The 25,763-nt window shown below is 53.2% G+C and carries 22 protein-coding genes and 1 pseudogene; 12 read left to right on the top strand and 11 right to left on the bottom strand.

The features are described 5' to 3' along the window. Positions 1 to 34: 34 nt before the first annotated feature. Positions 35 to 250, top strand: a complete 216-nt coding sequence (locus tag OGX93_RS20025) for a zinc ribbon domain-containing protein (RefSeq protein WP_058669111.1) — start codon at positions 35 to 37, stop codon at positions 248 to 250. On the opposite strand, the gene xseA is transcribed toward OGX93_RS20025, so the two are convergent. Continuing rightward, the gene (gene xseA / locus OGX93_RS20020; RefSeq protein WP_286449842.1) at positions 247 to 1,620 is read right to left on the bottom strand and encodes an exodeoxyribonuclease VII large subunit; all 1,374 of its coding nucleotides are present in this window, start codon (positions 1,618 to 1,620) and stop codon (positions 247 to 249) included. The genes OGX93_RS20025 and xseA overlap by 4 nt on opposite strands. 161 nt (positions 1,621 to 1,781) lie before the next feature. Here xseA and guaB point away from each other — a divergent pair, with 161 nt between their 5' ends. From guaB to OGX93_RS20000, 4 genes are all read left to right on the top strand, one after another. Further along, positions 1,782 to 3,248 carry an IMP dehydrogenase gene (guaB, locus tag OGX93_RS20015; protein ID WP_012131273.1) on the top strand — a complete coding sequence of 489 codons (1,467 nt, stop codon included), beginning with the start codon at positions 1,782 to 1,784 and terminating at the stop codon, positions 3,246 to 3,248. 68 nt (positions 3,249 to 3,316) lie between these two features. Beyond that, positions 3,317 to 4,894 carry a glutamine-hydrolyzing GMP synthase gene (gene guaA, locus OGX93_RS20010; protein ID WP_058667885.1) on the top strand — a complete coding sequence of 526 codons (1,578 nt, stop codon included), beginning with the start codon at positions 3,317 to 3,319 and terminating at the stop codon, positions 4,892 to 4,894. A gap of 271 nt (positions 4,895 to 5,165) precedes the next feature. Further along, positions 5,166 to 5,399 carry a type II toxin-antitoxin system Phd/YefM family antitoxin gene (locus OGX93_RS20005; protein WP_286449841.1) on the top strand — a complete coding sequence of 78 codons (234 nt, stop codon included), beginning with the start codon at positions 5,166 to 5,168 and terminating at the stop codon, positions 5,397 to 5,399. A gap of 30 nt (positions 5,400 to 5,429) precedes the next feature. Beyond that, positions 5,430 to 5,762, top strand: coding sequence for a type II toxin-antitoxin system RelE/ParE family toxin (locus tag OGX93_RS20000; RefSeq protein ID WP_200030526.1), 333 nt, complete (start codon positions 5,430 to 5,432; stop codon positions 5,760 to 5,762). Positions 5,763 to 5,881: 119 nt separating this feature from the next. On the opposite strand, the gene OGX93_RS19995 is transcribed toward OGX93_RS20000, so the two are convergent. Beyond that, on the bottom strand, positions 5,882 to 6,073 hold the full coding sequence (locus tag OGX93_RS19995) for a YfgG family protein (protein ID WP_012131276.1): 192 nt from the start codon (positions 6,071 to 6,073) through the stop codon (positions 5,882 to 5,884). 119 nt (positions 6,074 to 6,192) lie between these two features. On the opposite strand from OGX93_RS19995, the pseudogene OGX93_RS22395 reads away from it, so the two are divergent. Both OGX93_RS22395 and OGX93_RS19990 read left to right on the top strand, forming a co-directional pair. Next, a pseudogene (locus OGX93_RS22395) lies at positions 6,193 to 6,261 on the top strand (hypothetical protein); the annotation flags it as partial. A 164-nt stretch (positions 6,262 to 6,425) separates the two neighbouring features. Next, a complete protein-coding gene (locus tag OGX93_RS19990) occupies positions 6,426 to 8,675 on the top strand; it encodes a sensor domain-containing phosphodiesterase (RefSeq protein WP_286449840.1) in 2,250 nt (749 codons plus the stop codon). A gap of 7 nt (positions 8,676 to 8,682) precedes the next feature. Here OGX93_RS19990 and ppx read toward each other — a convergent pair whose 3' ends face one another. From ppx to purM, 4 genes are all read right to left on the bottom strand, one after another. Then, positions 8,683 to 10,224 carry an exopolyphosphatase gene (ppx, locus tag OGX93_RS19985; protein ID WP_012131279.1) on the bottom strand — a complete coding sequence of 514 codons (1,542 nt, stop codon included), beginning with the start codon at positions 10,222 to 10,224 and terminating at the stop codon, positions 8,683 to 8,685. A gap of 4 nt (positions 10,225 to 10,228) precedes the next feature. Then, positions 10,229 to 12,295, bottom strand: coding sequence for a polyphosphate kinase 1 (ppk1, locus tag OGX93_RS19980; protein ID WP_012131280.1), 2,067 nt, complete (start codon positions 12,293 to 12,295; stop codon positions 10,229 to 10,231). A gap of 230 nt (positions 12,296 to 12,525) precedes the next feature. Next, positions 12,526 to 13,161 carry a phosphoribosylglycinamide formyltransferase gene (gene purN / locus OGX93_RS19975; protein WP_077956824.1) on the bottom strand — a complete coding sequence of 212 codons (636 nt, stop codon included), beginning with the start codon at positions 13,159 to 13,161 and terminating at the stop codon, positions 12,526 to 12,528. Next, a complete protein-coding gene (gene purM / locus OGX93_RS19970) occupies positions 13,161 to 14,198 on the bottom strand; it encodes a phosphoribosylformylglycinamidine cyclo-ligase (protein ID WP_286449839.1) in 1,038 nt (345 codons plus the stop codon). The genes purN and purM overlap by 1 nt, the downstream gene beginning before the upstream one ends. 292 nt (positions 14,199 to 14,490) lie before the next feature. Here purM and OGX93_RS19965 point away from each other — a divergent pair, with 292 nt between their 5' ends. The 4 genes from OGX93_RS19965 to OGX93_RS19950 all read left to right on the top strand — a co-directional run bounded on the left by OGX93_RS19965 (position 14,491) and on the right by OGX93_RS19950 (position 18,906). After that, positions 14,491 to 15,921, top strand: a complete 1,431-nt coding sequence (locus tag OGX93_RS19965; RefSeq protein ID WP_114848606.1) for a 6-phospho-beta-glucosidase — start codon at positions 14,491 to 14,493, stop codon at positions 15,919 to 15,921. Positions 15,922 to 16,104: 183 nt separating this feature from the next. Next, positions 16,105 to 16,731, top strand: coding sequence for a uracil phosphoribosyltransferase (gene upp, locus OGX93_RS19960; RefSeq protein ID WP_012131286.1), 627 nt, complete (start codon positions 16,105 to 16,107; stop codon positions 16,729 to 16,731). Between the two features lie 87 nt (positions 16,732 to 16,818). Next, positions 16,819 to 18,108, top strand: coding sequence for a uracil permease (gene uraA / locus OGX93_RS19955; RefSeq protein ID WP_012131287.1), 1,290 nt, complete (start codon positions 16,819 to 16,821; stop codon positions 18,106 to 18,108). A 96-nt stretch (positions 18,109 to 18,204) separates the two neighbouring features. After that, positions 18,205 to 18,906 carry a DnaA inactivator Hda gene (locus OGX93_RS19950; protein ID WP_213164963.1) on the top strand — a complete coding sequence of 234 codons (702 nt, stop codon included), beginning with the start codon at positions 18,205 to 18,207 and terminating at the stop codon, positions 18,904 to 18,906. 35 nt (positions 18,907 to 18,941) lie between these two features. Here the strand turns inward: OGX93_RS19950 and OGX93_RS19945 are convergent, their stop codons facing one another. Genes OGX93_RS19945 through celB form a run of 3 tightly spaced genes read right to left on the bottom strand, consistent with a single transcriptional unit; the run spans position 18,942 to position 22,651 of the window. Continuing rightward, the gene (locus tag OGX93_RS19945) at positions 18,942 to 20,372 is read right to left on the bottom strand and encodes a leucyl aminopeptidase family protein (protein WP_286449838.1); all 1,431 of its coding nucleotides are present in this window, start codon (positions 20,370 to 20,372) and stop codon (positions 18,942 to 18,944) included. Next, positions 20,369 to 21,328: a glycosylasparaginase gene (locus OGX93_RS19940; protein WP_286449837.1), complete on the bottom strand. Its 960-nt coding sequence runs from the start codon at positions 21,326 to 21,328 to the stop codon at positions 20,369 to 20,371. Before OGX93_RS19940 ends, OGX93_RS19945 begins: the two co-directional genes overlap by 4 nt. A 3-nt stretch (positions 21,329 to 21,331) precedes the next feature. Then, positions 21,332 to 22,651: a PTS cellobiose transporter subunit IIC gene (celB, locus tag OGX93_RS19935; RefSeq protein WP_286449836.1), complete on the bottom strand. Its 1,320-nt coding sequence runs from the start codon at positions 22,649 to 22,651 to the stop codon at positions 21,332 to 21,334. Positions 22,652 to 22,810: 159 nt separating this feature from the next. On the opposite strand from celB, the gene OGX93_RS19930 reads away from it, so the two are divergent. Further along, on the top strand, positions 22,811 to 23,656 hold the full coding sequence (locus OGX93_RS19930; protein ID WP_286449835.1) for an XRE family transcriptional regulator: 846 nt from the start codon (positions 22,811 to 22,813) through the stop codon (positions 23,654 to 23,656). Here OGX93_RS19930 and arsC read toward each other — a convergent pair. Both arsC and bepA read right to left on the bottom strand, forming a co-directional pair. Next, on the bottom strand, positions 23,653 to 24,012 hold the full coding sequence (gene arsC, locus OGX93_RS19925) for an arsenate reductase (glutaredoxin) (protein ID WP_153257765.1): 360 nt from the start codon (positions 24,010 to 24,012) through the stop codon (positions 23,653 to 23,655). The genes OGX93_RS19930 and arsC overlap by 4 nt on opposite strands. 72 nt (positions 24,013 to 24,084) lie before the next feature. After that, positions 24,085 to 25,548: a beta-barrel assembly-enhancing protease gene (gene bepA / locus OGX93_RS19920; RefSeq protein ID WP_024130125.1), complete on the bottom strand. Its 1,464-nt coding sequence runs from the start codon at positions 25,546 to 25,548 to the stop codon at positions 24,085 to 24,087. Positions 25,549 to 25,763 lie beyond the last annotated feature (215 nt).

The raw sequence follows: 25,763 nt of genomic DNA, 5'->3' as shown, positions 1-25,763 counted from the left end.
GATGCTCAGCTCGCAACATATCAAAGGAGTTACCGTGTCGATTACCTGCCCGGATTGCCATACAGAGCTGGAACCGCAAAACGGTGCGGCGCACTGCGACAGCTGCAATAAAGATATTGAACTTGAAGCGCGCTGCCCGGAGTGCCATAAGCCGCTCCAGGTGTTAAAAGCCTGCGGCGCGGTGGATTATTTCTGCCAGAATGGTCATGGGCTGATCTCTAAAAAGCGCGTGGAGTTTGTGCCGCTTTAATCCGTCTTTTTCCTGCGCGTTTTCTTCGCGGTCGTCACGCCTTTCACTTCGCTTTCCACCCAGCCGTCTGACAGCCGGGTGGTGAGCACATCACCGGCTTTCACCTGTCTGGTTTGCTTCAGCACCTTGCCGTCCGTCGCCGTGGTTACGCTATAACCGCGCGCCAGCGTGGAGAGCGGGCTGACAGCTTCAAGATGCGTTACCGCATTGCCAAAGCGTTCGCGTGTGGCGCTCAGACGTGCGCGCACGTTCTCGGCCAGACGATACTCCAATTGCTGAATACGCGTTTGCGCGCGATAAATTCGCGGCTGCGGGTTTTGCTGGTTTAAACGCTGGAGGACACGTTGCTGGCGCGAAGCCGCGCGCTTGAGTTGATTATCCAGCGCGAAGTTCATCCGCTGGCGCAATCTTTCCAGCATCGTCTGCTGGCGCGCCAGGCGCAGTTGCGGGTGTTGCTGCTGTAACCGATGGAAAAGCTGCGTAAAACGGCGGTTGCGGTTTGCCAGATAGTAATCCATCGCCATCCCGAGGCGTTGTTGCGCGGACTGAATCTGGCGCAGCAACTCCTGCTGATTACGGCTGACTATCTCGGCGGCTGCGGAAGGCGTCGGCGCGCGCAGGTCGGCAACAAAATCGGCGATGGTAACGTCGGTTTCATGGCCGACGGCGCTAACGACCGGAATGCGGTTGGCGAAAATCGCCCGCGCGACGCGTTCATCGTTAAAACTCCACAGATCTTCCAGTGAACCGCCGCCGCGCCCGACGATCAGCACATCGCATTCATTTCGGGCGTTGGCCCGTTCAATGGCGCGAACAATCTGGCCCGGCGCGTCATCACCCTGAACAGCGGTCGGGTAGATGATAACCGGCAGGGAGGGATCGCGGCGCTTCAGGACATGAAGAATGTCATGTAAAGCGGCACCGGTTTTTGAGGTGATCACCCCGACGCAGTGAGCGGGCGAGGGGAGTGGTTGTTTATACTGCTGATCGAACAGCCCTTCAGCCTGCAATTTTGCTTTCAGTAATTCATACTTCTGCTGGAGCAGGCCTTCACCCGCAGGCTGCATGCTTTCAACGATGATCTGATAGTCGCCGCGCGGCTCATACAAGGTGATATTGGCGCGAACCAGCACCTGTTGTCCGTGCTGCGGGCGAAAAGTGACGCGGCGGTTGCTGTTACGGAACATCGCGCAGCGTACCTGGGCGGTGTCATCCTTTAGCGTAAAGTACCAGTGACCGGAGGCGGGCTGCGTGAAATTAGAGATTTCACCGCTGATCCATACTTGCCCCATTTTCTGCTCAAGCAGCAGACGAACCGTCTGATTAAGGCGGCTTACGGTAAAGATTGAGGAGGTCTGAGAGGATAACATGTGAGCGGGATCAAATTCTAAATCAGCAAGTTATTCAGTCGATAGTAACCCGCCCACAGGGGATCGCAAGCATTATTTGCAAAAAAGTGTGGATGCAATCGGTTTCGCTCTGTATAATGCCACGGCAATATTTATCCACCCCCAGGTTAGAGATATTGCCCATGCTACGTATTGCTAAAGAAGCTCTGACGTTTGACGACGTCCTCCTCGTTCCCGCTCACTCCACCGTTCTGCCGAATACTGCCGACCTCAGCACGCAGTTGACGAAAACCATTCGTCTGAACATCCCTATGCTCTCCGCAGCAATGGATACCGTGACGGAAGCGCGCCTTGCAATCGCCCTGGCACAGGAAGGCGGCATCGGTTTTATCCACAAAAACATGTCTATCGAGCGTCAGGCGGAAGAAGTTCGCCGCGTGAAGAAACATGAATCCGGCGTGGTCACCGACCCGCAAACCGTTCTGCCAACCACCACGCTGCGTGAAGTGAAAGAACTGACCGAACGTAACGGTTTTGCTGGCTATCCGGTTGTCACCGAAGATAACGAGCTGGTCGGTATCATTACCGGTCGTGACGTGCGTTTTGTCACCGACCTGAGCCAGCCTGTCAGCGTGTATATGACGCCGAAAGAGCGCCTGGTCACAGTGCGCGAAGGTGAAGCGCGTGAAGTGGTTTTTGCCAAAATGCACGAAAAACGCGTTGAGAAAGCGCTGGTTGTGGATGACAGCTTCCATCTGATCGGCATGATCACCGTAAAAGATTTCCAGAAAGCGGAACGTAAACCGAACGCCTGTAAAGATGAGCAGGGTCGTCTGCGCGTTGGCGCGGCAGTCGGCGCGGGCGCGGGCAACGAAGAGCGCGTTGATGCGCTGGTTGCCGCAGGCGTTGACGTACTGCTGATCGACTCCTCTCACGGCCACTCCGAAGGCGTTCTGCAACGCATTCGTGAAACCCGCGCCAAATACCCGGATCTGCAAATCATCGGCGGTAACGTAGCAACCGGCGCAGGCGCGCGCGCGCTGGCAGACGCTGGCGTCAGCGCGGTGAAAGTGGGTATCGGTCCTGGCTCTATCTGTACGACCCGTATCGTCACTGGCGTAGGCGTTCCGCAGATCACCGCGGTTTCTGACGCGGTTGAAGCGCTGGAAGGCCTGGGCATTCCGGTTATCGCCGATGGCGGTATTCGTTTCTCCGGCGATATCGCCAAAGCGATCGCCGCAGGCGCAAGCGCGGTAATGGTCGGTTCCATGCTGGCGGGTACTGAAGAATCCCCGGGTGAAATCGAACTGTACCAGGGCCGTTCTTACAAATCCTACCGTGGTATGGGTTCTCTGGGCGCGATGTCCAAAGGCTCCTCTGACCGTTACTTCCAGAGCGATAACGCGGCAGACAAACTGGTGCCGGAAGGTATCGAAGGCCGCGTAGCGTATAAAGGTCGCCTGAAAGAGATCATTCACCAGCAGATGGGCGGCCTGCGCTCCTGTATGGGTCTGACCGGCTGTGGTACTATCGACGCGCTGCGTACCAAAGCGGAGTTTGTACGCATCAGCGGTGCGGGTATTCAGGAAAGCCACGTTCATGACGTGACCATCACCAAAGAGTCCCCGAACTACCGTCTGGGCTCCTGATTTTCTTCGCCCGACCTCGTGTCGGGCGATTTATTTAATCTGTTTCACTTGCCTCGGAATTAGCGTCAATGACGGAAAATATTCATAAACATCGCATTCTCATCCTGGATTTTGGTTCTCAGTACACTCAGCTGGTTGCGCGTCGCGTGCGTGAACTCGGCGTTTACTGCGAACTGTGGGCGTGGGATGTTACGGAAGCACAAATTCGCGAATTCAACCCAAGCGGTATTATTCTTTCCGGCGGCCCGGAAAGCACCACTGAAGAAAACAGTCCACGCGCGCCGGAGTATGTGTTTGAAGCTGGCGTGCCGGTATTCGGCGTGTGCTACGGCATGCAGACGATGGCGATGCAACTGGGCGGCCATGTTGAAGCATCCAATGAACGTGAATTCGGTTACGCGCAGGTGGAAGTGAGAACCGACAGCGCGCTGATTCGCGGCATTGAAGACTCCCTGACCGCAGACGGCAAGCCGCTGCTGGACGTGTGGATGAGCCACGGCGATAAAGTTACCGCTATCCCGTCTGACTTTGTCACCGTTGCCAGCACCGAAACCTGCCCGTTCGCCATTATGGCTAACGAGGAAAAACGTTTTTACGGCGTGCAGTTCCACCCGGAAGTCACGCACACCCGTCAGGGTATGCGCATGCTGGAACGCTTTGTGCGTGATATCTGCCAGTGTGAAGCGCTGTGGACTCCGGCGAAGATCATCGACGATGCGGTAAATCGCATCCGTGAACAGGTTGGCGACGACAAAGTGATCCTCGGCCTGTCTGGCGGCGTTGACTCTTCCGTTACCGCGATGCTGCTGCACCGTGCAATCGGTAAAAACCTGACCTGCGTATTTGTTGATAACGGCCTGCTGCGTCTGAACGAAGCCGAGCAGGTAATGGACATGTTCGGCGATCATTTTGGCCTCAACATTGTTCACGTTCCGGCGGAAGAACGTTTCCTGACCGCGCTGAAAGGCGAAAACGATCCAGAAGCGAAACGTAAGATCATCGGTCGCGTATTCGTTGAAGTCTTCGACGAAGAAGCGTTCAGACTGGAAGACGTGAAATGGCTGGCGCAGGGCACTATCTATCCTGACGTTATCGAGTCCGCCGCTTCCGCCACCGGTAAAGCGCACGTCATCAAATCTCACCACAATGTGGGCGGCCTGCCGAAAGAGATGAAGATGGGTCTGGTTGAGCCGCTGAAAGAGCTGTTCAAAGACGAAGTGCGCAAGATTGGTCTGGAACTGGGCCTGCCGTACGATATGCTGTACCGTCACCCGTTCCCGGGGCCGGGTCTTGGCGTTCGCGTACTGGGCGAAGTGAAGAAAGAGTACTGCGACCTGCTGCGTCGTGCGGATGCTATCTTCATCGAAGAGCTGCACAAAGCGGATCTGTACAACAAAGTGAGCCAGGCGTTCACCGTGTTCCTGCCGGTTCGTTCCGTTGGCGTAATGGGCGATGGCCGTAAATACGACTGGGTTGTCTCCCTGCGTGCGGTAGAAACCATCGACTTTATGACCGCGCACTGGGCGCACCTGCCGTATGATTTCCTCGGCCGCGTCTCTAACCGCATCATCAACGAAGTCAACGGCATCTCCCGCGTGGTGTATGACATCAGCGGTAAGCCGCCAGCAACGATTGAGTGGGAATGATGTATAGCTAGTTCATAGCTCATCATATCTATTCAGATTCATCATTAACCCTCTGTAATTGCAGAGGGTTTTTGTTTATATCTAATCATATCTATTCACTCTACCTCACATCTTTTGACGGTACAGGTGACGGTATTGTCGAAGAGCGTTTGCTGGCCGCTCCACATTAGCAAGCCTCGACAGCAGGAAAAAGATGAATACTTGTTGTTGGTCTAAATGTGGTCTATATTTGAACCGAAAAGTGACCAATGACTATTAGGTGGGGCGTATCATGAAAGTAGAGACAATTAGCTACGTTAAAAAGAACGCAGCAACGCTTGATCTGTCAGAACCGATCCTGGTCACGCAAAATGGTGTCCCTGCTTATGTTATAGAATCCTATGACCAGCAGCAGGAGCGGGAAAACGCTATTGCGTTGCTGAAGCTGCTTACTCTTTCGGAGAAAGATAAAACTGAAGGGCGCGTGTTCTCAAAAGACCAGTTGCTGGATGGACTTGCGGATTAAACGCAGAGCACTCAACGTTAAGGGACTTCCATGGAACAGCAGGTGACCTTTGAGTACACGCTTACTGTAAAACACTGCATTGACACAATAGCGGGTTTCCTCCGACGCGTTGATGTCGAACCGCGCCCGGTTATCGCAGATATTCTTACACAGTTTGAGAGTACCGTTGGCCAGTTCCCGCTGGGATGCCAGATTTGCCCTGAACTGCTGAAAATTGGCTGTGCAAAGTACCGGGAGTTTAACCACGCTGAAGGCTATCGAGTTTTGTATTCAGTAGACGGCACATTAGTGACAGCACATGCGATTTTGTCACATCGGCAGGACATACAGCAGTTGTTGTTCAGGCGTCTGATTGCCGCCTGAACAATCAGGCGACGATACCCATCTTCCAGAGTCTATTACCCGGCTGAGGCACAGCGCTATCTGTCCGGCGAATGCATATGCAATCCAGAAAACAGTATGTTTATGTGAGCAGGAAAAGTTTAGCGTTGAGCAGGCGTCTCGACTGAGAGAGTGGACTGTTGAGCTTCTTTTTTATCCTGATGATGATGCCAGGCACCGATAGAAGAGTAGACGAAGCGTCCGAAGAAGAAGAGAAAACTGATAAACAGTACGATACGGGTCATTCGACTGTTAAATCGATGTCGTTTTCGCATACTGGTTGCCTGACTCACAAAAGGTTCCTTAGGGTATGCCCAGCATAGTGGGCGATGGGTACATTAAGGCACATTGTAAAGGAATGGTCAATTGTCGATTATGTAAAAATACGTCAGTTGATTTATCTCTTATTGTTATGGAAGATAATTTTAGTATTTACATTAATAATAAATTAATGATAACGAAGCAGAAAAAACGTAATTATTAGTTACTGAGAAGAAAATTGATTGATATATATCAAATGTTGCTTCCCGTTGATAACTAGAATCAAGACACATATTGTGACGTTGTTTTTATTATTATTTTAAAGTCAGGTGGGATGCCTGTCTGAAGCACCTTGCAGGAAGCGAGGGTTTTTGCTGAGCATCTATGAAACTAAATCAGACCTATATCAAAATCAGAGATAAATGGTGGGTGCTGCCTCTCATTTTACCCTCTTTGCTGTTGCCCATATTAAGCATTGCCAATACCTACGCACATACCAATACGGGTTCCGGTAATGTCACGCTTTTTTACCTTCCTCTGGCATTCACTATCAGCCTGATGTCATTTTTTGACTGGGCGGCATTACCGGGCATTGCGGTCGCAATCTTCTGGAATCGCTATCCGATAGTGGGATTGTATGAGACGCTCTCCATTATCGGACATTTCATTATCCCGGTCGTGCTCTGCTGGGGCGGGTATCGCGTGTTTACTCCCCGGCGTAATCAGGTGTCTCATGGCGATGCTCATCTGATGTTTCAGCGGATGTTCTGGCAGGTGTTTTGCCCGGCGACGTTATTTCTGGTTCTCTTTCAATTTGCCGCCTTCCTGGGAATGTATGCGAGCAAATCAAGCATGATGGGCGTAATGCCTTTTAATATCAATACATTGATTAACTATCAGGCTTTGCTGGTGGGAAATCTTATCGGCGTTCCGCTGTGTTATTTTATTATTCGTACTGTCCGCAATCCGCTATATCTGCGTGGATATTATGCGCAGCTGAAACAACAGTTTGATAAGAAAGTCACAAAGAAAGAGGTTGTTGTCTGGTTACTCGTGCTGACATTGCTCATGACAATGCTTTGCATGCCATTGAATGAAAATAGTTCAATATTTAGCACTAACTATACCTTGTCATTATTATTGCCGGTAATGCTATGGGGAGCGATGCGCTACGGTTATCGATTTATTTCGCTGATATGGTCGGCTGTTCTCATTACCGCAATTCATTATTACCAGAGCTACATGCCTTATTATTCCGGGTATGACACACAACTCACTATTACGTCTTCAAGCTACCTGGTTTTCTCTTTTATTGTGAGCTATATGGCGGTGCTGGCAACGCGCCAGAGAATCGTCAGCGGTCGGGCGCGTCGGCTCGCGTATCTTGATCCCGTCGTGCATCTGCCTAACCTGCGGGCGCTAAATCGCGCGCTGAAAAATTCGCCCTGGTCAGCACTCTGTTTTTTACGCGTGCCCGGCCTGGAATTACTGGGGAAGAACTATGGCGTTATGCTGCGGATTCAGTACAAGCAAAAGCTCTCCCACTGGATAAACACCTTGCTGGCGCCCGGTGAATGCGTGTATCAGCTGTCGGGGCATGATTTGATTCTGCGTCTGAATATGGAGTCGCATCAACAGCGCATTGAAGCGCTGGACAACCATATCAAGCAATTCCGTTTCATGTGGGATGATATGCCGCTCCAGCCGCAGGTTGGGGTCAGCTACTGCTATGTGCGCTCTCCGGTTAGCCATATCTATCTGTTATTAGGCGAATTAAGCACCATCGCCGATCTTTCCCTAATGACCAACAAACCGGAGAATATGCAGCGGCGTGGCGCAATGCATTTGCAGCGGGACCTGAAAGATAAAGTGGCGATGATGAACCGTTTGCAGTATGCACTGGAGCACGATCATTTTTGCCTGATGGCGCAGCCGATTTCAGGCATTCGCGGCGATGTTTACCACGAAATACTGCTGCGACTGAAAGACGATAATGGCGGCATGATCAATCCCGATGGTTTTCTGCCCGTTGCTCACGAATTTGGCCTGTCGTCCAGCATCGATCTGTGGGTGATTGAAAATACCCTGCGCTTTATGGCGCAGAACCGGGATAAGCTGCCAGCCCACCGTTTTGCCATCAATCTGTCACCAACGTCGGTATGCCGCGCCCAGTTTCCGATTGATGTCAGTAACCTGCTGAGCCAGTACGAAGTTGAAGCGTGGCAACTGATCTTTGAAGTGACCGAAAGCAATGCGTTCACCAATGCCGAACAGGGTCAGGCAACGTTGTCACAGTTGCAACAGTTAGGTTGCCAGATAGCGATTGATGATTTTGGAACCGGTTATGCCAGTTATGCGCGGCTGAAAAATGTGAGCGCGAATATTCTCAAGATCGATGGCAGCTTTATTCGCAATATCGTCTCTAACAGTCTCGATTACCAGATTGTGGCGTCCATTTGCCATCTGGCGCGAATGAAGAATATGCAAGTGGTGGCGGAATATGTGGAAAGCGAAGAAATTCGTAGCGCGGTGAGCGCGTTGGGGATCGATTACCTTCAGGGCTATTTGCTTGGCGAACCCAGGCCGCTGGCGGCGACGCTGGAAGAGGTACAGGCACCATTGTCTGATGCCTGAGGCGAAATTACGCCGCGATAGTGGGCGAACTCTCTTCTTCGATTTTGAGACGCCAGCCCGTGACCGCTTCCCAGTATTGCTGCTCTTTTTCCAGATCGAGCAGGACGAGCGCGTTTTGGCTAAACCAGTCATGCGGGAAGCGCAACGTCCAGTGATTGTCGTCAGTTTTTAGCCGTAGCGTTGGCGGCGTTGTGGTGGCCTGGCGCTGATTATTCAGCAGAACGCCCAGGCGCAATAGCTGAATCAACGGCAGGAATTGTTTTTTCTTGAACAGCGTAAAGCGGGGCAAGTCATCCAGCTTAACGGCTTTACGATGATAACGGACTAATGTCGCCATCATCAGTTGCTGTTCCTGGTTAAAACCCGGCAAATCGCTGTTTTGCAGAATATAGGCAGAGTGGCGGTGCAGGCCGCTGTGGTTGATGTTCAGCCCCACCTCATGCAGCATTGCAGCCCACTTCAGTAACGCTTCCAGCTGTGGATGCGCCAGCTTTGGCTGTTGCGTCTGCCACTGTTCATACATCTGCATGGTTGTTTCCAGCACGCGCCGGGCCTGATCGCTGTCGATGTTATACTGATTCGCCAGGCTTTTGGCAGTACGGCTGCGCACATCCTGATGACGGAAGCGGCCTTCCATTTCGTACAGCACGCCTTCGCGCAGCGCCCCGTCGGAAAGGCGGAGTTCGCGGATTGCCAGCGCATCAAAAACGCCACACAGAATGGCCAGACCCGGAACAAAGACCGCTTTTCGCTCTTCAGACAGGCCCGGCAGGCTCAGCGCTTCAAAGGAGCGGTGCCTGAGCACTTCCGCCATCAGTTTATCCAGTCGTTCTGGCGTAATGAAGCCGTCCTTCTCACCCATTTCCAGCAGCACTTCATGGGCGGCTTTGATGGTGCCGGACGCGCCCAGCGCGACGTTCCAGCCCTGAATGCGGAACTGCCAGGTTAACGTCTCCAGTTTTTGCGCAGCGGCCATTCGGGCGCGCTGGAAATTTTCCGGGCTGATGGCGCCGCCAGGAAAATAGATTTGTGCGAAACTGACGCACCCCATGCGACGGCTTTCGACCAGTTTGGGCTCGAAGTTTTCACCGATGACTAACTCCGTCGACCCCCCGCCGATATCGATCACCAGCTTGCGGCCTTTTTCCGGCTGCGTATGCTCCACGCCCATAAAAATCAGGCGGGCTTCTTCGTTACCGGAAATGATTTCGATCGGGTAGGGGATGACCTTCTCCGCGCGCTTCAGAAAATCGGTGGCGTTCAGCGCCTGGCGCAGGGTATGGGTGCCTACGATACACACGCTTGACGGGGAGAATCCCTGTAGGCGTTCGGCGAATAACGATAAGCAGCTTAACCCGCGTTCTATCGCTTCTTCACTTAACATATTGTCTTCGCCGAGACCATCCGCCAGATGTACGCGCTGTTTCAGCCGACCGATGATCTGCATGGCGCCATCCACCACGCGGGCAATGACCATATGAAAACTGTTCGAACCGAGGTCGACCGCCGCGAACTCCTGCGGCCGGGGTGTCTTGTCATGTATTGGCATAGCGTTAGTCAGGTTGCTCGAGTGATTTGATGTAGTCGTAAATCGCCAGTTGCGACTGCACCTTGCGACGATTTCCGCGCGGCACGTAGCGATTACTCAGTTCTTTATCTATGTAGCGGGCTTTTACCGTGTCGCTAAACAGGATGTCAATAATATCCAGCACGCGTTGCTTAAGACACGGGTCGAGCAGCGGCGCAGCAACTTCGATACGGTAATCGATATTTCTCGTCATCCAGTCAGCGGAGGAAAGATACACCTGCTTATCGCCGCCGTTGGTAAAAATATAAACCCGGTCATGTTCGAGATAGCGATCCACGATACTGATCACGCGGATATTGTCGCTAATGCCTTCCAGATTTGGAATCAGCGAACACATCCCACGAACCAGCAGATTGACCGGCACACCCGAGCTGGATGCGGCGTACAGACGGTCGACCAGCCCCTTGTCCACCAGGTTATTCAGCTTCAGCGTAATGCCGGAGGGGAGACCTTGCTGGGCGTTGGCGATTTCTTTATCGATCATCTCGTACAGCAAGCGTCGTGAGTTCTGCGGAGAGACCAGCAAATAGTCGAACGTCACCGGGCGGTAAGGGTTCTCGATAAAGTTGAACACGCGACGGACTTCGTTCGTGATACGCGCATCGGCGGTCAGTAAGGAATAGTCGGTGTACAGGCGTGCCGTTTTTTCGTTGAAGTTCCCTGTGCCGATGTGCGCATAACGCACCACCTCATCGCCTTCTTTACGCGAGATGAGGAACAGTTTGGCGTGAATTTTCAGGCCTGGCGCCGAGAAGATCACATGTACGCCTGCTTCGGTCAGCCGCTTCGCCCAGTGGATATTCGCCTCTTCATCGAATCGCGCCTGCAATTCCACCACCACGGTGACTTTCTTGCCGTTATGGGCGGCGTGAATCATCGAGTCGATGATGCGTGAATCCTTCGCCACACGGTAGATGTTGATTTTGATCGCCAGCACGCTGGGGTCAAAGGAGGCCTGGCGCAGCAATTCCAGCACATGTTCGAAAGTGTGGTACGGATAATAGAGCAGAACGTCGCGCTCGCGAATGGCGTCGAACCCGTTGCGGAACTTCTCTTTATCGAACCAGAGATGGCGCAGTCGCGGCAGCGGCTTGTTCACCAGATTGGCTTTGCCCACGTTGGGGAAGCTAATGAAGTCTTTGAAGTTGTGATACCGGCCGCCGGGTACGATGGAGTCGTAGCGGGAGATGGTCAGCTTTTCACGCAGCACTTCCACCAGCGCGTTTGGCATATCGCGCTGATAAACAAAACGCACCGGCTCGGCGGTCAGGCGTTGTTTCAGGCTGGAGGACATCAGCTCCATCAGGCTCGATTCCATCTCGTGCACCAAATCGTATTCGGCATCACGGGTCATCTTCATTGAGTAGGCATTCAGCGCGTCGTAGTCAAAGAAGCCTTTGAAGATGTCGTCCAGGCAGTAGCGCAAAATGTTATCCAGCAGGATCATCGGCTTACGGCGGCGCGGTGCTTCCGGCGGCAGATTCACAAAACGCGGCACTTTGTCGGATGGAATTTCCAGCAGCGCGTAGCGGATAGCATCGCCACGAATAATCTCTACGGCCAGATAGGTGTAATCATCTTTCAGAAACTGAACTAAATCCGTCTCGCGATTGATCAGAATTGGCGTGATGTGTTGGCGTAAGTAGTGTTTAAAATAATGCCGCAGCCAGCTTTGCTGGTTGGCCGACAGTTGGCGTTCGTTGATTAAGAAGATCTGATTACGCGCCATTTCCAGCAGCAATTCGTTGTACAGGCTGTCGAATTCCTGGTCAGCTTTTAGTACCCGGGACTGGATCTTACCTAGCAGATGGCGAGAATGAGAATTAGAACCCTGTTCTTCGCTGATAATGATGCGACGTTTCAGTTCGGCGAAACGAACTTTATAGAACTCGTCAAGGTTATTGGAATAGATGCCCAGAAAGCGCATGCGTTCAATAAGCGGATTTGATTTATCCGCAGCTTCCTGGAGCACGCGTTCGTTGAACGCTAACCAACTTAGCTCTTTCTCGATGTATAGTTTTTCCTGACCCATTACAACTCACACTCCGTTTTATTCACGGGACACTGCCTGGTTATTATGGCGAGCATTGCGCTCAGATGTCCAACTGTGCCAGAAAAATATGACAATAAACCGTCAGATAAGCAAAGAGATGAGGGGAATTCCTGAGGCGTAGGCCGGATAAGGCGTTGACGCGCCACCCGGCATTGAAACGTTGGATTGCCTGATGGCGCTTCGCTTACCCGTCCTGCGAGGGAATGTTATTACTCGGCGGCATAGCCTTGCGGCGGCAGGCGATTGCCATCCAGCCAGGCGGCGTTATCACGCATTTCCAGACGGCCATCCACAAACCAACTGACGACCAGCGGATAGATAGCGTGTTCCTGCGTCTGAACGCGGGCCGTAATTTCATCTTCGCTGTCGCCTTCAAAGACCGGAATCTTCGCTTGCAGAATAACCGGGCCGCCGTCGAGTTCATCGGTAACAAAATGGACAGAGGTTCCGTGTTCTTCATCGCCGTTTTCCAGCGCCTGACGGTGCGTATGCAACCCCGGGTATTTTGGCAGCAGGGAAGGGTGAATATTGAGTAGACGCCCCTCATAGTGGGCGACGAACGCGGGGCTCAGGATGCGCATATAGCCCGCCAGCACCACGAGATCGGGGGCGTAAGCGTCTATTTCACGCATCAGTTCGCGGTCAAACGCTTCACGGCTGGCGAATTGATCGGCCGTTAACGCATGTGCCGGAATTCCGGCCTCACGCGCGCGTTCAAGGCCGAACGCGTCGGCCTTGTTACTGAATACTGCCCGAAGGGTGCCTTTGATTTTTTTCTCTTTGCAGGCATCGATAATCGCCTGCAAATTGCTTCCGTTGCCGGAAATAAGCACCACAAGATTCATCATTGAATAACCACGCGCTGTTCGGAATCAGAGGTTTTAATGATACCGATTTTCCAGGCGTTTTCACCTTTTGCTTTCAGCAGGGCGAGGGCGTTATCCACTTCCGCTTCCGGCAGGGCGATCACCATCCCGACGCCGCAGTTGAAGGTGCGATACATTTCATGCTGGCTGACGTTGCCCGCGGTTTGCAGCCAGTTGAAGACGGCTGGCCATTGCCAGGAAGATTCGTCAATCACCGCCTGGGTGTTGTCCGGCAATACGCGAGGAATATTTTCCCAGAAACCGCCGCCGGTCAGGTGGGCGATGGCGTGCACATCGACTTTTTCAATCAGTTCCAGAATGGACTTCACATAAATGCGGGTTGGCGCCAGCAGGTGATCGGCTAACGGTTTGCCTTCCAGCTCGGTGTTTTCCGGGTCGCAGCCGCTGACTTCAACGATCTTGCGCACCAGAGAATAGCCGTTGGAGTGCGGGCCGCTGGAGCCAAGGGCAATCAGCACATCGCCATCGGCCACTTTGGAACCGTCGATAATTTCTGATTTTTCCACCACGCCGACGCAGAAACCGGCGACATCGTAATCTTCGCCATGATACATCCCTGGCATTTCAGCGGTTTCGCCGCCGACCAGCGCGCAGCCTGATTGCAGACAACCTTCGGCAATACCGTTGATCACGCTGGCGGCGGTATCGACGTCCAGCTTGCCGGTCGCGTAGTAATCCAGGAAGAACAGCGGCTCCGCGCCCTGAACGACCAGATCGTTGACGCACATCGCCACCAGGTCGATCCCGATGGTGTCGTGGCGTTTCAGATCCATCGCCAGACGCAGTTTTGTCCCTACGCCGTCAGTGCCGGAAACCAGTACAGGCTCACGATATTTTTGCGGCAATGCGCACAGCGCGCCGAAGCCACCCAAACCACCCATGACTTCCGGGCGGCGAGTTTTCTTCACTACGCCTTTGATTCGATCAACCAGAGCATTACCAGCGTCAATATCAACACCGGCATCTTTATAGCTAAGAGAGGTTTTGTCGGTCACTGCTTAGGTCCCCACGCGTTACTTGCGGTGAAAATTAAATTCGGCGCAATTCTAACAGGGAAAGCAAACGTTTGCGAGCCTGCTCTGCATCCGTTTTTATCTGCCGAATTTTTCAGCGTTTTACCGTTGTGTACCCATTTGTTTGAACTGCTCCACGAAAATGAAACCGGGTTCATTAACGTGCTTGAAACCTGCGCCAGTTATGCACAGTATCGTACTGAAACCGGTTTCTGTTTTGCTTCGGGTTGTCAGCGTAGCGGCGTTAACATTGCAATTACAATGAGGGAAACGTATGTCTGGATTTAAAGCGAATTTCATGTGGGGCGGTGCCGTTGCTGCTCACCAGTTAGAAGGCGGCTGGCAGGAAGGCGGAAAGGGGATTAGCGTGGCGGATGTGATGACCGCCGGTGCGCATGGCGTTCCGCGGGAAATTACCGACGGTGTGATCGCCGGGAAAAATTACCCCAACCATGAGGCTATCGATTTCTATCATCGCTACAAAGACGATATTAAGCTCTTTGCCGAGATGGGCTTTAAATGTTTTCGCACCTCTATCGCCTGGACGCGCATTTTCCCGCAGGGGGATGAATTACAGCCGAATGAAGCGGGTTTGCAGTTTTATGATGCCCTGTTTGATGAATGCCTGAAGTACGGTATTGAGCCGGTGATTACGCTGTCGCATTTTGAAATGCCTTACCATCTGGTCACGGAATATGGCGGCTGGCGTAACCGTAAGCTGATCGATTTCTTCGTGCGCTTCGCGAAAGTGGTATTTACCCGCTATCAGCACAAAGTGAAATACTGGATGACCTTCAATGAGATCAACAACCAGGCCAATTATCACGAAGATTTCGCGCCGTTCACCAACTCGGGGCTGAAATACCTGCCGGGCGAAGATCGTGAACCGGTGATGTATCAGGCGGCGCACTATGAGCTGGTCGCCAGCGCGCTGGCGGTGAAAGCGGCGCGGGAGATCAACCCGGCGTTGCAGGTTGGCTGCATGATCGCCATGTGTCCGATCTATCCGCTGACCTGCGCACCGGACGATATGATGATGGCGATGAACGCGATGCACCGTCGCTACTGGTTTACGGATGTGCATGTGCGCGGGAAATATCCGCAGCATATCCTCAACTACTTTGCGCGTCGGGGCTTTGCGCTGGATATCACCGATGAAGATCGCGCAGCCCTGTTACAGGGCTGTGTAGACTATATCGGTTTCAGCTATTACATGTCTTTTGCCACGAAAGCGACCGCAGATAACCCACAGCTCGATTACGACGAAACGAAAAGTCTGGTCTCCAATCCGTATGTGCAGAAGTCGGACTGGGGCTGGCAGATCGATCCTGTGGGGTTACGCTACTCGCTCAACTGGTTCTGGGATCACTACCAGCTACCGCTGTTTATTGTCGAGAACGGCTTTGGGGCGATAGATATTCAGCAGGGAGATGGTTCCGTTGACGATCGGTACCGTATCGACTATCTCGCAGCGCACATTCGTGAAATGAAAAAAGCCGTTGTGGAAGATGGCGTTGATTTGATGGGCTACACCCCGTGGGGCTGCATTGATTTGGTGTCGGCGGGGACGGGCGAGATGAAAAAACGTTATGGCTTTATCTATGTCGATAAAAATAATGACGGCAGCGGGACGTTAGCGCGCCATCCGAAGAAATCTTTTGCCTGGTATCAAAATGTGATTAAAAACAACGGAGAAAATATTTAAGATTCAATACGTTGTTATTCAGCCCCGCCATCTGTGCGGGGCGTGTTTTATACTCATTCTCCAGACGTATGTCACTTTGGTTGATCCATGTCAAGCATACGTTGTGTTGCGCCAGAGAGGAAAAGCGGTATAATCCGGCGATTTTTTTTGTGGTTGCCACTCGTCTGAGGAAAGGAGAAGAGTATGAAGATCGTGGAAGTCAAACACCCACTCGTCAAACACAAGCTGGGTCTGATGCGTGAAAACGACATTAGCACCAAACGCTTTCGTGAACTCGCCTCGGAAGTAGGCAGCCTGCTGACCTATGAAGCGACCGCAGACCTGGAAACCGAAACGGTAACCATCGACGGCTGGAATGGCCCGGTTGAAATCGAACAAATCAAAGGTAAAAAAATCACCGTGGTTCCTATCCTGCGTGCCGGTCTGGGCATGATGGAAGGCGTCCTGGAGCATGTGCCGAGCGCGCGTATCAGCGTGGTGGGCATCTACCGTAACGAAGAAACGCTGGAGCCCGTTCCGTACTTCCAGAAACTGGTATCCAACATCGATGAGCGTATGGCGCTGGTGGTTGACCCAATGCTGGCAACCGGCGGTTCAATGATTGCGACGATCGATCTGCTGAAAAACGCAGGCTGCCACAGCATTAAAGTGCTGGTGCTGGTTGCTGCGCCGGAAGGCATTGCGGCGCTGGAGAAAGCGCACCCGGATGTTGAGCTGTACACCGCATCGATTGATAAGGGACTTAACGAGCACGGATACATTATTCCGGGCCTCGGCGATGCCGGCGATAAGATCTTTGGTACGAAGTAAGTGAATGAATAATAAAGAGCCGACTTTAAGAGTCGGCTTTTTTTTGAATAAAACACCCATAACATACAACACTCAGAGGAAAACACTATGACGCGCCGTGCTATCGGGGTAAGTGAAAGACCGCCGCTTTTACAGACAATCCCGCTTAGTTTGCAGCATTTGTTCGCCATGTTTGGCGCAACCGTGCTGGTGCCAGTCCTGTTTCATATCAACCCGGCTACCGTTCTGCTGTTTAACGGCATCGGTACGTTGCTGTATCTCTTTATTTGTAAAGGTAAAATTCCTGCATATTTAGGGTCGAGCTTTGCCTTTATTTCACCGGTTCTGCTGCTGTTGCCGCTGGGGTATGAAGTGGCGCTGGGTGGTTTTATCATGTGCGGCGTGCTGTTCTGCCTGGTCTCTTTTATCGTGAAGAAAGCCGGGACCGGCTGGCTGGACGTGATGTTCCCGCCTGCGGCGATGGGCGCAATCGTTGCCGTTATCGGTCTGGAACTGGCGGGCGTGGCTGCGGGAATGGCCGGGTTGCTGCCTGCTGAAGGGCAATCCCCGGATACCAAAACCATTACCATCTCCCTTGTGACCTTGGCGGTGACGGTCTTTGGCTCCGTGCTGTTCCGGGGTTTCCTGGCCATTATCCCGATCCTGATCGGCGTGCTGGCAGGCTATGCGCTGTCATTTGCGATGGGAGTGGTGGATACCGCGCCGATTGCCGAAGCGCACTGGTTCGCGCTGCCGACGTTCTATACGCCGCGCTTTGAATGGTTTGCCATTCTGACAATTCTGCCAGCGGCGCTGGTGGTGATTGCCGAACACGTAGGCCACCTGGTCGTGACGGCGAACATCGTTAAAAAGGATCTGGTTCGTGACCCTGGCCTGCATCGTTCGATGTTTGCCAACGGGTTATCAACGATGATTTCCGGGTTCTTCGGTTCTACGCCGAACACCACCTACGGTGAAAACATCGGTGTTATGGCGATCACCCGGGTGTACAGCACCTGGGTTATCGGCGGCGCGGCGATTTTTGCTATTCTGCTCTCCTGCGTGGGTAAACTGGCCGCTGCGATTCAGATAATCCCTCTGCCGGTAATGGGCGGCGTATCGCTGTTGCTGTACGGCGTGATCGGCGCATCCGGTATTCGCGTATTGATTGAATCAAAAGTCGATTACAACAAAGCGCAGAACCTGATCCTGACCTCGGTGATTTTGATCATCGGCGTCAGCGGCGCGAAAGTGCATATTGGCGCGGCTGAACTGAAAGGAATGGCGCTGGCGACCATCGTTGGGATCGGCCTGAGCCTGATCTTCAAACTGATCAGCGTCCTGCGCCCGGAAGAAGTGGTGCTGGATGCGAAAGATGCGGATACGCCGCAGCAATAATCCTGAAACCGGGCAGTGCTTGCTGCCCGGTTCTATCGTGATGGAATTCTGTGGTAAACTCATCGCGATTTTATGGAATCCTGGATTGAGGTATCTCTGAACACTCCGGCACAGCTCTCTCTGCCACTTTATCTTCCTGACGACGAAACTTTCGCAAGTTTCTGGCCGGGGGATAACGCCTCTTTACTGGCTGCACTGCAAAACGTGCTGCGTCAGGAACATAGCGGATATATTTATCTCTGGTCGCGTGAAGGCGCGGGTCGTAGCCATCTGCTGCACGCGGCGTGTGCTGAATTGTCGCAACGCGGCGACGCGGTAGGCTATGTGCCGCTGGATAAGCGCACCTGGTTTGTACCGGAAGTGCTTGACGGCATGGAACATTTGTCGCTGGTGTGTATTGACAATATTGAATGTGTCGCCGGAGATGAACTGTGGGAAATGGCGATCTTTGATCTCTATAACCGCATCCTTGAGTCGGGAAAAACGCGCCTGCTGATCACCGGCGATCGTCCTCCACGTCAGTTAAAGCTGGGATTACCCGATCTGGCTTCTCGTCTGGACTGGGGGCAAATCTACAAGCTGCAACCTCTCTCTGATGAAGACAAACTCCAGGCGTTACAACTGCGCGCCAGACTGCGTGGGTTTGAACTGCCGGAAGATGTCGGGCGTTTTCTGTTGAAGCGGCTGGATCGCGAGATGCGTACGCTATTTATTACGCTGGATCAGCTCGATCACGCCTCAATCACCGCACAGCGTAAACTCACCATTCCGTTCGTTAAAGAGATTCTGACGCTGTAACGCTGCCGTTTTTGCCCGGTGGCCGGGCAAAAAACTCAGGCAATATCTTCCAGTAAGTGCTCAACCAGCAGTGGAATCGGCCTGCCGGACGCGACGCTTCTGCCGTTTTCTCGCCATAGCGCCGTACCGCTAATGTCCAGATGTGCCCACGGGATATCCGACGGGCAAAAATGATGCAGTAACCAGGCTGCGGAAGCGCTGATTGCCGCATTGTTCGTCGGCGTATTACAGAGATCGGCTATGGCGCTTTCGGTCTGCTTTTTCAGTCGTGCATCCAGAGGTAAAGACCAGACTTCATCTCCGCTCTGCCGCCCAGCCTCTGTTAGCGCCTGTCTTAACGCATCGTCCTGAGTCATCAGCCCGCTGAGTTCGTAGCCAAGCGCTTTCACCACCGCACCGGTCAAGGTTGCCATGTCGATGATATAACGGGCCTGCGGCTGTCGTTGGCTCGTCCATGCAATGGCGTCGGCCAGCACCAGCCGTCCTTCGGCGTCGGTGTTATTGATTTCCACTGTCATACCGTTGCAGGCGCGAGCAACGCTGCCAGGCTGCATTGCGTTCGGGCCGATCGCGTTTTCAGCCAGCGCCAGCACGCCCATTATGCGTACGGGCAGTTTTAACTCCGCAACCGTCAGGAGCAGTCCTAACACGTTGGCTGCGCCACACATGTCATATTTCATGGTGTACATACCCGCGCCCTCTTTCAACCACAGGCCACCGGTATCAAACGTTATCCCTTTACCTATGTAGCAGCGTACCGGGCCGTCACTTATGCCGTTGTAATGAATGGCAAGCAAACGCGGTGGACAGGTCGCTCCTTTGCCAACCGCATGGAGCAGTCCGAGACCTTGTTCAACAATTTTTTGTTCATCAAGGACTTCACAGTGCAACGCAGGAAAAGAGGCGCACAGGGTTTGTGCCTCGTTGACCACGAACTGCGGCGTACAGCAATCGGAGGGGGTATCCGCCAGCCGCCTTGCAGTGACCATGCCGTTGGCAATAGCCTGCTGCTGCCTGAACACTTTTTCACGTTTCTCGTGTTGTTCTGGCAGGCAGAACGCGGTGATATGGCGGATGCGAGTGGCGGTGGCATCCGTTTTTTTCAATTGTAAATCATTGAGCGTATACGCCTGATTAAACAGAAAACGCAGCAGCAGCGCCAGTACAGTGTCATTTATTTCGGTGACATCAATCAGCACATTTTCACTGATCGATGAAGCCAGCAGCGGTCGTATCGCATTGAGTAAACCTTCGGTCAGGCTGTCCTGCCAGAGCGCATCAGGCACCAGGGTAATTCGCGTAAAAGGCGCGCAGCCAAAGCGGGTATCTGCTACTTTATCTTGCGCCAGTACGCGCATTTCCGCGAGCAGAGCGGAATCCCGCAATAAAGAACAGCCAGGAGGCGCGATAAGATGGCCTTGTGGTTGAACCTCTGCGGGTGAGCAAATCAGTTGGTATGAAATCATTTCTCTTCCTCGACTGGAGCACGTATCCGTGCGGCATAGTCTTGCATCCATTCTTCATCGACGGGGTGATAATGGGTTTTCTCGTGCTGGCGTTCGGTGCGAAATACGGTGAGCGGTTGGCGTGCGGTAGCGACAACGAACGAGAATGTTTTGATGTTAGTGGCTGCGCCAAACTCGCCTTTACGGTTCATGCAGACCACAGAGAGGTCGCCTGTGCGACCAAATCGCGACATCAATTTATCTTCCAGCTCAAACACGACAGAATCAGCCGCTTGTTGCGGTGTCATTCCCTGCGCCATGCGACGAACAATTTCATAGCTGGCGCAGCCTTTCATCAGATCTTCACCAACGCCCGTTGCCGTTGCCGCGCCGACTTCACTGTCGCAATAGAAGCCGGAACCAATAACCGGAGAGTCGCCAATGCGACCGCGTTTTTTCATAAACAGGCCGCTGGTGGAGGTGGCAACGCTCATCGACCCCAGTTTATCCAGACCAATAATGCCGACCGTATCGTGGCCGTTATATGGACTTAAGCCTTTATCCAGCGTCTCCCGGCAGCGTTTTTGATAGTGCTGGATGGCTCTGTCGGTGAGCATGGTTTTATCCGCAAATCCCTGGCTCAGTGCCCATTCACGCGCACCCTGGCCAACCAGCAGACAGTTATAGCGCTGACGGCTTAACGCATGTGCGACGTGCACCGGGTTGGCAATATCCACCAGATTCCCGACCGCCCCAAACGCGAGGGTATCGCCGTCCATATAGGCGGCATCCAGTTCGACCTCGCCATTTTCAGTAGGCAGTCCGCCATAGCCCACGGATTTATAAAACGGAAAGTCCTCAACGGTTGCGACGGCGTCTACCACCGCCATTGCGACCGGGTTTCCCGCAGCCAGTGCAGACGCGGATTCCGCCACACCTTCAAGCGCCATTCGCCAGGTTGCGATAATTCCCCACATGGTTTACTCCTGTTTTGCAAGTGGTGCATCGGGCTGTGTTACGGCAGCCCGTTCCGCCGCGCGGTACTGTTTATCGACGATCCGCATAAAGGGCAGATACAGCATTGCGCCAATCAGCAGGTTAATGAGCTGCATGACGCTGCCGCTAATATGTCCGGTAACGATAAAACCGCTAATGACTGGCGGCAGCGTCCACGGAATAAAGACGCCCGTGGTGACGGCGACTGCGCCGAGCTTCATCGCGGTATACTGTACGGTGACCAGCACCAGCGGCACCAGGTTGAAGGGGATCAGCATTATCGGATTCATTATCACCGGCAGACCGAACAGAATCGGTTCGTTGATGTTGAACACAGACGCTCCGGCACCGAGCCGCGCCACTTCCCGCATGTTTTTACTGCGTGCAAAGAAAAGCATGGCTAACACCAGCGACAACGTTGCGCCCGCGCCGCCCATCCAAATCATGTCAAAAAACTGTTCTGTAATGATGTGTGGGGGTGTGGTGCCAGCCTGAATAGCCGCAATGTTGTCGGTCTGGTTTTCCATCCACAGCGGACGGATGATGCCGTTAACCATTGAGCCGGAGTTAATACCGACCGACCACAAAATAGTGATGCTGAACACTGTCATCAGCGCGCCAAAGTAAGAGGTGCCGTAATGACGAATCGGTGTGGCGACCACTTCGTAAATAAACTGATGGATGGTCTGGTAATGGGTGTTTTCAAACAAGATGCGAATGCTCAGTACCAGTATCATGACCAGTAAGGCGGGGATCAGCGCGGCAAAAGATTCTTGCACCGCCGGTGGCACACCTTCTGGCATTTTGATCACCAGATTTTTACGCTTTAGCCAGCAGAAAAGTTCAGTCCACAGCAGCGAACCGATCATCGCGACGAACAATCCTTTTGTGCCAATCCATTCTACGGGGATCACGGTAATACCGCCGTTTTCCGCCACTTTGATAAACGGTGTAAGGATCAGAAAACAGACCAGCGCCAGAATGCCGCAGGAGATGCGATCTTCGCCGTAGTGTTCCGCCAGACGAAATGCGACCAGGAAACTGATAAACAGCGACATCGTTGAGAACACCGCGTTAAACGGGATCTCAATAATCGCACTCCAGCTCTCGCCAAAAGCCTGAGACATAAACTGCTGATAGTTTTGATTCGGAAACGAAGAGATCACCAGCAGAATAGAGCCGACGATAATAAACGGCATAAACGAAACGTATGCGCCACGAATCGCGCCGAGATGCCGCTGCTGAGCGGTTTTCGCCGCCAGAGGCATCAGTTTTGCTTCAAGAAATCCCAGAACATTGTTCATTGTGAACTCCGTACAAGATTAACTCACGTTGTGTGTGCTATGCATGAGGATTATCTGCGAAGGCGTGTGAACGAAAGGTGAAATAGCTCACAATGTGATCGCGATTAGCATATAAATCTCATAAGATTAATTATCTAAAAATCGACAGGGATTCTTGCGATGGAAATAAAATTGCACGCCAATGCCACTACCACACCGCGTATTCGTCGCTATCTTCAGCAGTCTGAAAAAAGCGACAGAGAGCTTGCCGCCGAGCTTGGGATTTCTGTTACGACAGTAAGGCGATGGCGACATCGTGATCGGGTTAGTGATGGGCAAACTACGCCGAAGACGATATACAAAGCGATGAGACAAGAGCAGGTTGTTTTGGTGAACGCCTTGCGCGACGTAACAGGTGCGCCGCTGGATGACCTCTTATTGTTGGTGAACGAGGTGCTGGGCATTGTTGTGTCGCGCGCGACATTGAATCGTTATCTTAAACCGGCGACACCTCGGCGACAGCGGGCGTCGTTACAAGGGAAAAAAGCGTTAAAATCCGGGATGCTGCCGAATCATCTGGCGCTGTATCACCTTCCACTCTCGTTACATATGGACGACGGTGGCGAACATCATTTGTTCTGGGCGCGCGAGCCGATGAGCGGCTGGTGCTTTGCCCGACTGTATGCGGGTATTTCACCGCAGCGGGTCGTGGTCTGGCTGGATGAATTGCTGGAAACCTGCCCGGCTGATATACAATCTATTGAGACAAATATTTCTGATCGCATATGCCCGCAGCTAAAAACGCACCTGGCGACGCGCGGCATGTCATGCCAAATAACCGGTACGATGCCCGGTTGGGTGCCGGTGACAATACCGCTGAATGAGATTGTTCCCCGGCTAAATAGTGAATCTGCCAGCGAGTTGCTTATCCGCTTATGTGAATGCTACAACCGTGGTAAGACACAGAAAAAACTGGGGGATTGTACGCCGCAGGACTTTCTGGAAGCGCTGCGGCGCATGGATTAGCTCACGATTTCCAGCACCTGCTCCGGCGGGCGGCCAATACGAGCCTGACCGTTGGCGACGACAATCGGTCGCTCCATCAGTTTCGGGTTTTCCACCATCGCCTGAATCAGCGCCTCTTCGCTCAGGTGGCCGTCGGCCAGATTGAGAGACTTGTAGAGATCTTCTTTCTGGCGCATCAGTTCGCGTGCGCTGGACATCCCTAACATACGCAGCAGTTCACGCAGCGTCGCTGCGTCGGCAGGTGTTTCCAGGTAAAGCACCACTTCCGGTTCAACGCCGTTAGATTTCAGCAGGCTCAGCGTGTCGCGGCTCTTTGAACAACGCGGGTTGTGGTAGATTTTTACTGCATCAGACATGATTTCTCCTTTCGCGCGAACTGTAGGCCGGATAAAACGCGATAGCGTCGCCACCCGGCAACAGAACGAATACTACATTTTGGTGTATGGCTTAAAGCGTTCCTGCAACTGGCGCAGCTGGTCGATACGGGCATCGTAACGCGCCTGTTGCTGGCTGCCCAGCTTGACCTGAGAACTTGCGCTGCTGAGCATAGAGATCGCCTGATCCAGTCGCCCGGCCAGCGCATAGCCTTCGGCGCGTGCCGCCAGCTCCTGATCGCGGTTATTGAGCGCCGCTTCAGCCTGCGCCAGGAGATCCCAGCCGTTGCCGTCGTCTTTATTGTTGAAAGTGTAGCGATTGAGGATGGTCGTGGCTTCTCGGGCTTGCCCGCCCTGTAAATAAGCATTCGCCAGGTTTAGCTGCAATACCGGGTTTGCGCGCAGATCGCGGGCATTTTTCAGACGGTTAATCGCTTCGCTGGTTTTCTTCTGCCCCAGATCGATATCGGTCGCCAGGTCGAGATACCACGCGTTATTCGGTTCAGCCGTCAGCAACGGTTGCAGCGCTTTGCGAGCTTCGTCGTACTTGCTGGCTTCCATCGCCTGTAGCGCCCGGCCATATTGCGCCGCACGCTGTTGGCGCACGTTTCCTTTTTCCCATGCGTCGAGCAGGTCGCTGGTAAGCTGATTACGGCCAGAATTGTACATCCCCAGCGTACGCGCCTTCGCCAGATAAAAATCTTCAGACGATTCCACTACCACCGGGCGCATCTGGTTTGCACGGTTGCGGGCATCCGCCAGACGGCTTTCCGGCAAGGGGTGCGTCAGCAAAATTTCGGGAGGACGCGTGGAGTAGCGCGCCTGGTCGAGCAGTTTTTCCAGGAACGTCGGCATCGCTTGCGGATCGAACCCTGAACGTTGCAGCACCTGAATACCGATTCGGTCTGCTTCCTGTTCGTTTTGTTGGGTGAAGCTGATCATCCCCTGACGCGTTCCCGCCAGCGTACCGGTCAGCGCCGCCATACCGGCCTGTGGGCTGGCCATCGCCAGAAGAATAGAGCCTAAGGCGCCGACCCAGGTCAGCGGAGCGCTGCGCTTTTGATCTTCCATCGCGCGCGCCAGATGGCGTTGGGTTACGTGGGAAATTTCGTGCGCCATCACCGAGGCCAACTGACTTTCGTTATCGGAATAGCGAAAGAGCGCGGAATGCAGCACAACGTTGCCGCCGAAAAAGGCGAAGGCGTTGATTTCGTCGTTGTTAATCAAAAAGAAATGGAACGGCGTTTTCACGGAGTCCGCATGAGAGACTAAACGCATCCCCAGCGCGTTGATGTACTGACTCAATAGCGGATCGTTGATCAACGGCGCGCTGCCGCGCAACTGGCGAACGTAATAGTCGCCCATTTGCATTTCCTGACCGATAGAAAGCGTGCTTCCTGCTGAGGTCCCCATATCCGGTAGCGTGTCTGCGGAATCTGCAAACGCGGGGGCTACCTGACCGATAGTCAGCGCAGCGATGAGGGTAGCAACCAGGTTTTTCTTCAACAGCCTGAACATAGACCTCTGTCCTGTTTTCTTTAATATAGCCATTTGACCGATGCCGCGACGTATCGTTCCGCCACGCCAGCACAGGGAGTGTAACTGCGAAACCCGGTGGTGAATACCCCGCTCAAATGACTTTTCAGTTTCCTGAATCAGCAACAAAAAGCGAAGTCTTTTTTGTGACATTTAGATACAATTCGGGATCGCAATCCCGCTATTGAGGTTCAGGG

It is taken from the genome of Citrobacter sp. CK195 (genome assembly GCF_030333365.1).
In the GTDB taxonomy this organism is placed as follows: domain Bacteria; phylum Pseudomonadota; class Gammaproteobacteria; order Enterobacterales; family Enterobacteriaceae; genus Citrobacter_B; species Citrobacter_B koseri.
Note: the sequence above shows the minus strand (reverse complement) of the source record. Positions and strands in the feature narration are given on the sequence as shown.